This is a genomic window from Acetobacter sp. AN02 (genome assembly GCF_029759835.1).
GTDB lineage: Bacteria > Pseudomonadota > Alphaproteobacteria > Acetobacterales > Acetobacteraceae > Acetobacter.
Genome location: NZ_JAJJND010000080.1, coordinates 1 through 11,182, shown reverse-complemented (window position 1 = coordinate 11,182; position 11,182 = coordinate 1). Strand labels below are relative to the sequence as shown.

General features: G+C 61.2%; 11 protein-coding genes. 7 read left to right on the top strand and 4 right to left on the bottom strand.

The window, feature by feature from the left end:
• Nucleotides 1-61: 61 nt before the first annotated feature.
• Complete coding sequence (locus LOC54_RS09425) at nucleotides 62-193, bottom strand: hypothetical protein (protein ID WP_279313560.1); 132 nt, start codon at nucleotides 191-193, stop codon at nucleotides 62-64.
• A gap of 72 nt (nucleotides 194-265) precedes the next feature.
• On the bottom strand, nucleotides 266-712 hold the full coding sequence (locus tag LOC54_RS09420) for a hypothetical protein (RefSeq protein WP_279313559.1): 447 nt from the start codon (nucleotides 710-712) through the stop codon (nucleotides 266-268).
• 50 nt (nucleotides 713-762) lie between these two features.
• On the opposite strand from LOC54_RS09420, the gene parC reads away from it, so the two are divergent.
• From parC to LOC54_RS09385, 7 genes are read left to right on the top strand one after another with little or no spacing between them, the layout of a single operon-like run.
• Entirely contained in the window at nucleotides 763-2,973 is a 2,211-nt protein-coding gene (gene parC / locus LOC54_RS09415) for a DNA topoisomerase IV subunit A (RefSeq protein ID WP_279313558.1), read from the top strand.
• Between the two features lie 60 nt (nucleotides 2,974-3,033).
• Nucleotides 3,034-4,722, top strand: a complete 1,689-nt coding sequence (locus LOC54_RS09410) for a hypothetical protein (RefSeq protein ID WP_279313557.1) — start codon at nucleotides 3,034-3,036, stop codon at nucleotides 4,720-4,722.
• The gene (locus LOC54_RS09405; protein ID WP_279313556.1) at nucleotides 4,719-5,573 is read left to right on the top strand and encodes a hypothetical protein; all 855 of its coding nucleotides are present in this window, start codon (nucleotides 4,719-4,721) and stop codon (nucleotides 5,571-5,573) included. Before LOC54_RS09410 ends, LOC54_RS09405 begins: the two co-directional genes overlap by 4 nt.
• Nucleotides 5,574-5,575: 2 nt before the next feature.
• Nucleotides 5,576-6,172, top strand: a complete 597-nt coding sequence (locus LOC54_RS09400; RefSeq protein WP_279313555.1) for a hypothetical protein — start codon at nucleotides 5,576-5,578, stop codon at nucleotides 6,170-6,172.
• Nucleotides 6,169-7,176 (top strand): hypothetical protein, encoded by a 1,008-nt coding sequence (locus LOC54_RS09395; RefSeq protein WP_279313554.1) that lies wholly within the window; start codon nucleotides 6,169-6,171, stop codon nucleotides 7,174-7,176. Before LOC54_RS09400 ends, LOC54_RS09395 begins: the two co-directional genes overlap by 4 nt.
• Nucleotides 7,173-8,738, top strand: coding sequence for a hypothetical protein (locus LOC54_RS09390; RefSeq protein ID WP_279313553.1), 1,566 nt, complete (start codon nucleotides 7,173-7,175; stop codon nucleotides 8,736-8,738). Before LOC54_RS09395 ends, LOC54_RS09390 begins: the two co-directional genes overlap by 4 nt.
• Entirely contained in the window at nucleotides 8,738-9,235 is a 498-nt protein-coding gene (locus LOC54_RS09385) for an NADH-quinone oxidoreductase subunit B (RefSeq protein ID WP_279313552.1), read from the top strand. The genes LOC54_RS09390 and LOC54_RS09385 overlap by 1 nt, the downstream gene beginning before the upstream one ends.
• Here the strand turns inward: LOC54_RS09385 and LOC54_RS09380 are convergent.
• Together LOC54_RS09380 and LOC54_RS09375 are read right to left on the bottom strand one after the other, a co-directional pair.
• Nucleotides 9,223-10,098 (bottom strand): phosphatidylcholine/phosphatidylserine synthase, encoded by an 876-nt coding sequence (locus LOC54_RS09380; protein WP_279313551.1) that lies wholly within the window; start codon nucleotides 10,096-10,098, stop codon nucleotides 9,223-9,225. The genes LOC54_RS09385 and LOC54_RS09380 overlap by 13 nt on opposite strands.
• A gap of 13 nt (nucleotides 10,099-10,111) precedes the next feature.
• Nucleotides 10,112-10,807, bottom strand: a complete 696-nt coding sequence (locus LOC54_RS09375; protein WP_279313561.1) for a phosphatidylserine decarboxylase — start codon at nucleotides 10,805-10,807, stop codon at nucleotides 10,112-10,114.
• Nucleotides 10,808-11,182 lie beyond the last annotated feature (375 nt).

Here is an 11,182-nt window from a genome sequence, read left to right as displayed (position 1 = left end):
CGAACAACCTTGGCGCATCATGTCAATCGGACTGCGCAATTGGGCGCATAGGTTCTAGCAATCAATGGTTGGTATAAAGCATTCCGTTGAGAAACAGACGGTTATCCTGTGCTGGTCGCGACCAGCGGCCACGTTCAGGCGGCAGCAGGCCACCAATGATCACCCATTCTTCGTCTGTCAGGTCGCCACGCATCCACAGGTCTCCGTAAAGACCAGCGTTGAATCACGTTCAAGCCAGTCTGAGAAGATCTTTTGTCAACAGAACCTAATGACGGAGATCGGCGGAGGAAGCCCAGACGCTCCAGTCCCAGCCGGGATGCTGTCTGTTCTCCGCAATCATCTCCGGCGTGGGTTTGTAGCCCGTGGTCAGGATCGGGGCCTGTCCCGCGCCTTTGGGACGGCTGCCGGATGTCTGGCTCGTCAGGCTGTCATAGGCATCCTGCCCGCCGATATAGAGACAGCCGCAGCCGAGATCATCCGCGTAGAGATAGATCGATCCGGAGGCTGAGTTCCGATAGGTCAGCATGCCCTGCGGCAGGATGTGGAGCATTGCGTAGCGGGCCGTTGTATTGGCCGGATGAAGCTGTAAAGCCGTGATGCGCGAGGGTGCTGCCTCTTTGCAGATACCGGTCTGCCGGGGAGCAGGCTGCGAGGAAAACGGCGCACAGACCGGAGATCGGGACGGTTTTCCAGAACACGTGACGCAGGACATTGGCCAAGGCGCGGCTCTCCGGTATGTTTCGCGTCCATGGAGAGCAAAGTATGAGCGAGACATTCGAAGGCCATATTGAGGATACCCGCCTCGCGGATGCGCTGAGCGAGCGTTATCTGGCCTATGCCCTGTCAACGATCATGTCCCGCTCTCTGCCGGACGTGCGTGATGGTCTCAAGCCGGTGCACCGCCGTCTGGTCTATGCGATGCATCAGCTTCGCCTTGATCCCACAGCCGGGTTTAAAAAGTGTGCACGCGTCGTCGGAGATGTGATCGGTAAGTATCATCCGCACGGAGATGCTTCCGTCTATGAGGCCCTGGTCCGGCTGGCGCAGGATTTTGCCGTGCGGTTTCCTCTGGTGGAGGGGCAGGGCAATTTCGGTTCCGTTGACGGCGATAATGCAGCCGCGATGCGTTATACCGAGGCGCGTCTTACGGCTGTTGCCCAGGCGCTTCTGGAAGGCATTACAGACGACGCCGTTGATTTCCGACCGACCTATGATGGTGAGGAAAGCGAGCCCGTCGTGCTTCCGGCGGCCTTTCCCAACCTTCTGGCCAATGGTGCTGCCGGCATTGCGGTCGGGATGGCGACGAGTATCCCGCCGCATAATGCTGCGGAGGTCTGTGCCGCGGCAGTACATCTGATCCGGCATCCGGATGCGAGTGTGGCTGACCTGCTGCATCACATGCCCGGTCCTGATTTTCCGACCGGCGGGCTGATCGTTGAAGAGCCGGATGCGATTCTCAGGGCCTATGAGACAGGCCGGGGCGGATTCCGCATCCGTGCGCGCTGGGAGACCGAGCAGGGGCGGTTCGGCACCTGGCAGATCGTTGTCACGGAAATTCCCTATCAGGTTCAGAAATCGCGGCTGATCGAGCAGATTGCGGATCTGATGGAGCAGAAGAAACTTCCGCTCCTGGGGGATATCCGTGATGAGAGCACGACGGATATCCGTCTTGTTCTGGAGCCGAAGACCCGGGGTGTCGAGCCGGAAGTCCTGATGGAGACGCTGTTCCGTGCCACACCGCTGGAGAGTCGCTTCGGACTGAATATGAACGTGATCGGGGCCGACAGGCAGCCGGGCGTTCTCAGTCTGAAAGACGTGCTTCGGGCCTGGCTGGATCACAGACATGAGGTTCTGGAGCGCCGCAGCAGGCATCGGCTTGCAGCCGTGGAGCGGCGTCTTGAGATTCTGGAAGGTTTTCTTTCGGTCTATCTTAACCTGGATGAGGTTATCCGGATCATCCGGGAGGAAGATGATGCGAAGGGCGGGCTGATGAGCACCTTTAACCTGTCTGAAGTGCAGGCCGAGGCGGTTCTCAACATGCGTCTGCGCAGTCTTCGGAAGCTGGAGGAGATCGAGATCCGCAAGGAGCACGGACAGCTCGTGACGGAGCGTGACGGTCTTCTGGCGCTGCTTGGCGATGCCGGTCTCCGGTGGAAGAGGATCAGTTCGGAAATTGAGACGACCGGCAAGACTTTCGGCAAGGCCCCGCTCGGGACGCGACGCAGCACGCTGGCAGCGGCTCCGGAGAAGATCGATCTCTCTGCCGTGGCAGATGTGGAGCGTGAGCCTCTGACGGTGATCCTGTCCGAGAAGGGCTGGATACGGGCACTGAAGGGCCACGGTATTGATGCGGAGGGGCTGAAATTTAAGGAGGGGGATGCGCTGCGTTTTGCGGCTCCGTGTCAGAGCACGGACCGCATCTGTCTGTTCGCGACGGACGGGCGGTCCTATTCCGTGACGGCGGGTGATCTGCCGCGCGGACGGGGAGACGGGCAGCCGGTGCGCCTGCTGGTGGACCTTTCCAACGATGAGGACATTCTTGCAATGTTCCCTGCGCGTGAGGGAGAACGCTGGCTCGTAGCATCCAGCGGCGGGCGCGGCATGCTGGTGGAGGCCGGGGATTTTCCTGCCGAGAAGCGCAGCGGACGGCAGGTGCTCAATCTGAAGAATGATGAGAGTGCGGCCATATGCACACCGGCGCAGGGCGATATGGTGGCGGCGGTCTCATCCGGCCGCAGGCTGCTGCTTTTTCCTCTGGATCAGATGCCGGTTCTCGCGAAAGGGGTTGGTGTGGCAATCCAGAAGCTGACCGGTCTTGAGAGCCTGAAACTGGTCCTGACATTTAAGGGCGCGGACGGGCTGCTCTGGCCGGGAGCGGCTCGGGTGCGGCAGATGGCCGATCTGGAGAAATGGAACAGCCGCCGCGGAGCTCTGGGCCGGGAAGCCCCGCCCTGGGCGCTGAAGAAAGCCTGATTCCATGACATATGACGGGGGTCCGGCAGGAAGAGGCGTGATGCGACGCCTGCAGGGCGGGTGAAGGCTCTGCTGCCGGCTGTCGGGCCGGTTCTGATTCTGCTGTCCGCCCTTCCTTTTCCTGCCGGTCGGTTTTCCGGCGGGCGGATCGTCCTGCCGCTTTCATTCGGATCTTTCTGCCGTGCAGCCCTGATGCTGTACGCCCTTGCCATTCCGATGGTCTTGCATGGCGGTGTGCTGCTTCTGCCCGGCGGCGCATTCGGGTGTGACGCGTCCGGTGCCCTGTTCCTGCTGGCGTTCTCTGCCGCAGCCATCTCGTTCCTGTGTGAAAGTGAGGCCGGGTTTCTGCCGTGGACCGGAGTGTGTCTTGCCGCATTTGCTCAGTCTGAGGAGAGTCTGGCGCTGACATGTGCGCTGACACTTCTGGCGGCCCGGCCGCAGAGTCGTGCGGACTGGGTGACGTCTTTCCTCCTTGCCGCATCCGTGTCCGTGACGCCTGTGCTCAGTGTGGTGTTGCTGCTCTGGGGGCTGTTCCGGGCCGGAGCGGGCAGGGCACAAAGCGCGGGTTGGCCGGTGCTGCTTTCGGGGCTTGTTTCCCTGATTGGCGTGCGGGTGTTTCTGACCGGATTTGCAGGGCGACCACCGGTGTCTCAGGCGGGTGTATTACTGGCGGGTGGCAGCTGTGTCGTTGCGATCCTTCTGGCGATCATGGCGCTGCGTGCGAACCGGATGAGCCGGACCGTTGCCTCCCTGACCGCAACGGCGACGGCGCTGATCCCGGGCAGTATCGGTCTTGCGGTGATGGCACGGGAGGGAGAGATGCCGGTGACCGGACAGGCTGCAGTCAGTGCGGTTGCGATTGCCGTAATGACAATCCTCCCTGCCGCCGGTCTGGTATCTGCGGCAGGACGGATTTTTGCGTTCGGCTGTGATTCTGATTTATCTGCCCGCCTTCGGGCGATGCATCAGTCTCTGCCGGATATTGCGATTATCTTCGGGGCGGGACTTTTCTCCCTGTCCTGTCTGCCGCCTGGCGGGATGTTTACGGTATTCTGGCTGCATATTCAGGTTCTGCTGACAATGCCTTCGGGGACCGCGCTTGCAACGATCCTGCCATGGCGTCTGCTACTGGCCGGAGCAGGGCTGGCGGCGGGGCTTGGCCTGTGCGGTATCGTGCGGCTGGCCGGGCAAATATATGGCCGGTCTTCCGGCGAGGCGATCCGGCCTCCGGCCCGTTCCGTTCCCGTTCATGTAACCGGTGCTCTGCTTGTTCCCCTGGCCGTGAGTCTGGTAGCGGCGTTTCTGCCCGGAGCAGTCCTGTCCTGGCAGGGGATTCCCGTATCCGGCTGGCTCAGCGTGTCTGCTCCGGATGGTCTTTCATCCTGGATGCCTCTGCCTGTGGCTGTGGCTGTTGCAGTTGCTCTGTGGGGAATACGCTGGCTGCGTCTGAGGGCCGGTGTGCAGCGTGCCTCGGTTCAGACAGAATGGTCCGGCGGACTTCCCGCGCGTGCTGCCGCCACTCCTCAGACGGATGCGGTTTATCTTGCGTTGCGCCGTATGCTTACGGACGCGCCGGTCTTGCGTTTTCCGCGGCCTCGCACGAGGGATGTCCGGTATGTGCGCCGGATCGCCTCCCGCGTTCTGACGGCAATATCCGCGGCTGCGGACCGGCAGGTCCCGGTTCTGCTGCTGATTGCGCTTCTGGCAGCTCTGGTGATTCTCTCATCCGGAGGAGGCACAGGGCCTTGAACACGGTGCTGCACGTCCTGATGGCAGGTGGGGAAATGCTGCTTCGTCTTGCGGTCGTGGTGTTTCTTGCCCCTGTTCTTTCCGGGCTGGCCCTGACTGTGGCTCAGCCCTTGCGGGATGGCATAAGGCCTCCGGTTTCTGCACGCTGGCGGCGTCTGGATGTTCTGTGCGGGCAGGGATGCACAGGCGCGCCGCTGCGTCCTGTCGTGTGCTGTGCTCTGGCGGTTGTTGCGGCGCTGTGTAGCCCGTTCACCCGGGATGGATATGTTCTGCCCGGTGCTGATGATGTGCTGGTTCTGGTCATGAGTCTGATGGCACTGCGTCTCCTGCTGGCTGGCGGAGAGGCCGATGATGCGGCAGGTCGGACAGGCTTTGCTGCGTTGTCGCTTCCTGCGGTGCTGCTCGTCGTGGCGCTTGTGGCCGGGCGGGGATCGACCCTGCTGACCGGGGGAATGATGCATGACAGTGCCGTTGCCATTCTGGGAGGACTCTCCCTGGTGATGGCCGGTGTGCGCGGTCTTCCGGATGAAGAGGAGCATTTTGCCTGTGTATCGGGTGCGGATCGGGCGATGCTGCTGCTTGCGTCGGATATGGAGCGGTTTCTCTGGCTGCTTCTGGCGGGCCGCATGGTGGCGGGGGGTATCTTTCCTGCAGTCTCCGGCTTTGCGGGAGAGGTATCCGCCGTTCTTGCCATGCTGGTCATCCTCGCGCTGCTCTCTGCCGTTTCGGGTGGGCTGATTACGCCGGTCTGGCGGGAGATGCGTTTTCGTGCGGGTGCCGCGCTGCTTCTGGCTCTGATGGCGATGGCGTTTGCGGCACAGGGCAGTCTGTCCTTTGCAGGGGGAGTGTGATCTTGAGCCTAATATCCGCTTTCATTCTGCTTCTGGTCCTGCTGGCACTGAGCGGAAGTTCTGCCGGGCTGCTTCTTTCGGGCGGGGCTATGGGCGTCATGCTTGCGGGTGCGGGACATGCACTTCCGGCAGCGCATGCGGCTTCCCAGGCGGTGCTGTATGCGGCTGCGTTTCTGATCCTTCTGATGTCATCCTGTGCCGCGCTCTGTGCGATGCGTTTCTCATCTGCGGAGTCTGAATTGCGGAAAGGAGCACCGGTGCTATTTGCGCTGCCAGTCATTTTTGCTGCGACTCTGATTTTCGTGCCTTCACAGGGAGAGATTTTTTTCTCCGTAAGGCTGACGGGGCTTCTGGTTTTTTTTGCCGGTCTTGCCGGGGGGCTGGTCACGGAGACAGCCGTTCGCCAGGTTATGGCGCTGATCGTGCTGCTATGCGGTATCATGATGGTGATTTCCGTCTCGCTTCCTCTGCGCGGCAGTGCGCCGGTGGCCGCGATCTGTCTTGCTGCGGCCCTCCTGGCGACGTGGTTTCTCGGTCGGTTATCCCTCCGGCGTGAGGCGCTGGACGAGGATAGCTTCGGGGACGGGGCGGCCTCATGATCTGGCAGGGGCTTCTCTGTATTGCGCTTCTCTGGCCGCTGACAGTCGGACTGGTAATTACCGGAAGTGGCGTGCGTCCCGATATGCGGGCGTTTCTGCCGCGTCTTTGTTACTACGGCTTCTGCGCGGTAGCGGCTCTGTGGATTTCTGCCCTGATATTCAGGCCTGATATCCGGTTTTTCCCCGCTGCTGGCGAAGCTGCCTTTGCCATACCGGTTTTTTCTGCACTCCTTCTGCTGACCTGCGCCCGGGCTGATTGCTCCGTTCGTGAAATGCTGCTGGCGGTGGCCGTTATTCTTGGCGGGCAGGCACTGTTTTTCCTTCCTGATCCGCTGTGGATGGTGGCCGGAGTGGCAGTAGGGCAACTGCTGGTGGCCTGGGATGCCGGACGCGTTCCCGGACGGGCCGGTGAGGGGCTGGGGGATATTGGCAGAATTGCCGCAGGGACCGGGCTGTTTGTGGCAGGTCTGGCCTCCGGGCAGCCTGCCTTGTCCGGTATGCTGACGGCTGCTGGTCTGATGATGCTTGCGGGAATTGTTTCTCCACCGGTTTCATCTGGCGTAGCAGGGAGCGCCGTATTTTCTGCAGCTTGTATCGTGCGGATTCTGCCGGTCTGCATCAGCCTCAGACTGATACAGGCGGGGACGGTCGGAGCTGTCGTGCTGGTGCTTTATGGTCTGATTCTGCTTGTGCGCGTGGCGGTTGCCCCGAGGTTGCGATCCATGCGTTACGGATATGGAATTCCTGCGGATCTGTTTCCTGCGCTGGCTGCGATTTTTGCAGGAGTCGGGCAGCCGGAGGCTTCTTTCGCCATGCTGGCCGGGTATTGTGCCGGAGAGGCTGAGCAGCCGGAGGCAATACGTCTGCGGGCGGTGTGTCTCTGTGGTGGATTTCTCATCCTTGTGATGCATGCCGGAGCGCTGCCTTTGTGGCTGATTGCCCTGCTGGCAGCTGTCGTAGCTCTTCTGCCTGGAGCTTTTTTTCCTGAGGAGGCAGAACCTTGAGCGCCCCCGTATTTTTCCCGGTTCCCGTTGCGCGGAAAGCCGGCGGGGCGGAGGGGGTTCAGGCTCTGATACGCCAGGGTGAGAGCGCTGAAGGCCCCGGGGACTGTTTCCGGCTGGATGAGCATACATGGAAACAGATGGGAGGAATGCTCGCGGATGAGCGCGAGCGTTTCATCGGACTCTGGTGTGATCAGGTCCGTGTTCTGGCTGTTCTCGATCAGGGGACAGATCGCCCTCTGGCAGCGGCACTGGAACTTGAGGGGCCGCGCTATCCGGCATTGTCGGACAGTGTGCCTGCGGCAGAGACATTCGAGCGGATGATTTCAGACCTCTTCGGTGTCGATGCCATGGGAGGATGTGATGGTTCCGTGCTTCTCGATCGGGGCGGCTGGACTGTTTCAGCGCCGTTATCCTCAAGACCCGGGCCTGGTGGCGGAGCGCAGGATACAGGCGGAGATACAGCCTGTGAGCAGTCCGTTCTGTCGGGTCCGGCAGATGGGGTATCGGCTGCACCGTTCTGCCTGCGGATGCTGAAGGATGGCCTGCGTGTGCAGCGAAGCGAGACGCTGCGTGGTTTCGCGCATCGTGGCGTGGCGCAGCAGATGAGCGGTGCCGTGCCGGGCGATGCGGTGCGGATTGCCGGGCGCGTGTGTGCGGCGTCTTCCGCTGCTCATCAGTGGGCCTTCTGTCGTGCGGCAGAGCAGATTTCGGGTGTCAGACCGGGTGAACGGGCCATGCTCTGCCGGGCTGTTTTTGCCGAAACAGAGCGTTGCCTGACGCATCTCGCAACGCTGTCGCGTGTGGCACGTCTGGCCGGGAGCGGACTGGTCTCGTCACGTCTGGCCGGTCTGCGTGAAGCTCTGGTGCAGATTCTGACGGGACTGACCGGGAGTCGCTCCCTGATGGACCGGATTGTTCCGGGCGGCATCTACCTGCCGGTTTCACAGGGCACGGCAGAAGGAGAGATCGTAAGAGCTGTTGCAGTGCTTGCCGCGGAGTATGCTGCTCTCCTGACACAGACTCTGCCGGGTCTTCGTGACCTGTGGCGCACGAGGCTGGGACCTGAAGCGCTTCTGGCCGGTTGCGGTCCTGCCGGAGAGGATGTCTGCCATGACAATGGTGTGGATGGTCCGGCGGCGCGGGCTGCGGGCAGGGAGCGCGACAGCCGCGTTTTTTTACCGGTCTATGGCCGGTTCCGTATTCCCGTGCAGAAAGGCGGAGATGCCCGGGCAAGATGTCTGCAGTATTTTGCGGAATGCAGAAGCAGCGGGGCGCTTCTTTCCTCTCTGTCCGGACGGCTTTCGGAACTGGTTGAGGACGCGCCTTTGTCCTTTCCGGGACAGGGCGGGGATGGCTGGGGATATGGTAAAGCGGCAGGTCCGGCCGGGGAGGTGCATATGGTTATCAGGATGAGGCAGGGACGGATTGATCAGGTCATGATCCGCAATCCGTCGATGCTGCTGATCCCGCTTGCGGACAGTCTTGCATCAGGAGTGTTTCCGGAAGAGGCGGCGCTGATCCGGGCTTCGCTCGGATTTTCGGCGGCCGCGGCAGATCTCTGATGCAGCTGAGAGGAATTTTTCGTGCTCTGCGGCGTGTTCCGGCAGAGTTTCCCCGGGGAGACAGGCTGCCCTTTCCGGTCTCAGTGTTCCACGTTGACGCCGGTGGCTGTGATGGCTGCGCGGTGGAGATCGAGGCGCTGCGTTATAGCGGATATGCACCTGAACGGACGGGGCTTAAATTTGCGGAATCGCCGCTTTGTACGGAGCTTCTGGTTGTCACGGGAGTCTGCACAAGGGCCATGGCCCCGGTTGTGCGGGCCGCCTGGGAGGCTATGCCGCAGCCGATCGGGATTGTTGCCGTAGGCTTGTGCGCGATTGATGGCGGGTCGTTTCGTGAGAATTATGCCACACTTGCGGGCCTGCAGGCGATGGTCACGCCAACTATGGAAATTCCCGGCTGCCCTGCCGCACCTGCAGATATTCTTGCAGGATTGAGCGCTCTGATCCGCGGGTATCGGGTGACCGAAGAGGTTGCTTCTTCCGTTCAGGCCGGCTGAGAGGGCGGTGATTCCGGCAGGGATTCGGCCGGAATATCTTCCTGCATCTCCTCCGCCGCACGACGAAGCCGGATGAAACTGCGGTGACTGAGCGGAATCAGCGCCAGATAGATCACGCCCGCAGCTGCGAGAGCTGCCCATGGATCGGCCACCAGGACGACGATATAGATCACGATGCTCAGCATGACCGGCAGGACAAACTTCGCCGGGATCTTGAAGTTTTTAAAGGACCATACCGGCAGGGTTGAGACCAGAAGAAGGGCCGTGCCGGAGAGTGTGAGGGAGGTCAGCAGTGGCTGGCGGCTGAATTCGTAGACGCCGTGATACCCCAGTTTTGTTGCCTCAAGGCCCAGGAAGAGGGGGAACAGAGCCAGCCCTGCTCCTGCCGGTGCCGGAACGCCCGTGAAAAAATTCCCGGCATAGCGTGGTTTATCCTCGTGATCGTCGAGGGCGGCATTAAAACGTGCGAGACGCAGCGCCATGCAGACGGTGAACATCATTCCCGGAAGAAAGGCGTATCGCCCGGCCTCCGTCATTGACCAGAGATAGAGGATGAATGACGGCGCCACGCCGAAGCAGCAGAAATCCGAGAGACTGTCGAATTCAGCGCCGAAACGCGTGGAGCCGCGCAGCAGACGGGCGATCCGGCCGTCCAGACCGTCGACCACTGCCGAGAACAGCAGGGCCAGGGCTGCGTGACGGAACTTGCCCTCAAGGGCGAAGCGCATGGAGAGCAGACCGCTGCACAGACCACTCATGGTCAGCAGGTTCGGGATCAGTCTGTTGAATGACGGACCCCGGACACGGGGACGACCGGGTTTTCTGCGACGAAAGCGCCTGCGTCGTCCGTGCGACTGAATCATCTGTGTCCGCCGCTCAGTCGTTCAGCGTCGCCATGACGGTTTCGCCGCCGATCATGATCTGACCTTTTTCCACCAGGGAATTGACTCCGGGCGGAAGATAGAGATCGGTGCGGGAGCCGAAGCGGATCAGGCCGAAACGCTCTCCGGCCTCTGCGGTCATGCCGGGCGATACATGGCAGATGATCCTGCGCGCGATGAGGCCTGCAATCTGCACCACAGCCACCATACGCCCGTCGGGCATCGTGATGGAGAGGGCATTGCGCTCGTTCTCGGACGAGGCTTTGTCCAGGCTGGCGTTGAGAAATTTACCCGGGTGATATGCCACGCGGGTGATCGTTCCGGAGACCGGGATCCTGTTGATGTGCACGTCGAGCACGGACAGGAACGTCGCAATGCGCCAGACCGGTGTCTCACCCATTCCCAGTTCCGGCGGCGGTGCGACCTTTTCCACGGACACGACACGACCATCTGCCGGAGCGAGGACCACGCCTTCACGCAGGGGAGGTGTACGCTTCGGGTCCCGGAAGAAATAAAGGCAGAAGCCGAAAAAAGATCCCGAGAGCAGGGCCGCGCGCTTGAGATGACGACAGTTACGTTTTCTGCCCAGTCTGGACAGAACCAGTGTCGTCACACCGGATGCAAGCAGGAAAGGCGCGGCGGCGCGGTTCGGGGGGGCTATGACAAGCCGGAGGGAGGCAAGGAGTGACATGGTCACATTCCTGCCGGGTTCCGGCGGAGGAATCAAGCATTCGTATTCACGTTGAGACGAAGATCAGCTTTCGGGTGTGCGGAGATCCGATGCAACGAAATAATGAGACTTTCGGCCCCCGTCTCTGGCTCTGAATAACCCGAAGAGCGGATCAGACAGGTCCGATTTTATGACTGTCGTATCCCCAGTCTCCGATGACTTATTCTGTCTCGTCTGGGAGATCTGCCAGAAGCACATCTGTACCTTTGGAGTCACTGAGTTGCCCTGTGGTCAGACGACAGCGTTTCAAACGCTATCCGGTAATCCCCTCACAAAAAGAGTGGCTTTTGGATGAGAATTTTCTCAGCGTGAGGATGAGGAGATTCTGATGAAGAG

Excerpts from the sequence above, each read along its gene's own strand:
- LOC54_RS09420 (WP_279313559.1), bottom strand. The coding sequence starts at position 712 with ATGTCCTGCGTCACGTGTTCTGGAAAACCGTCCCGATCTCCGGTCTGT.
- parC (WP_279313558.1), top strand. The coding sequence starts at position 763 with ATGAGCGAGACATTCGAAGGCCATATTGAGGATACCCGCCTCGCGGAT.
- LOC54_RS09395 (WP_279313554.1), top strand. The coding sequence starts at position 6,169 with ATGATCTGGCAGGGGCTTCTCTGTATTGCGCTTCTCTGGCCGCTGACA.
- LOC54_RS09375 (WP_279313561.1), bottom strand. The coding sequence starts at position 10,807 with ATGTCACTCCTTGCCTCCCTCCGGCTTGTCATAGCCCCCCCGAACCGC.
- LOC54_RS09385 (WP_279313552.1), top strand. The coding sequence starts at position 8,738 with ATGCAGCTGAGAGGAATTTTTCGTGCTCTGCGGCGTGTTCCGGCAGAG.
- LOC54_RS09380 (WP_279313551.1), bottom strand. The coding sequence starts at position 10,098 with ATGATTCAGTCGCACGGACGACGCAGGCGCTTTCGTCGCAGAAAACCC.
- LOC54_RS09425 (WP_279313560.1), bottom strand. The coding sequence starts at position 193 with ATGCGTGGCGACCTGACAGACGAAGAATGGGTGATCATTGGTGGCCTG.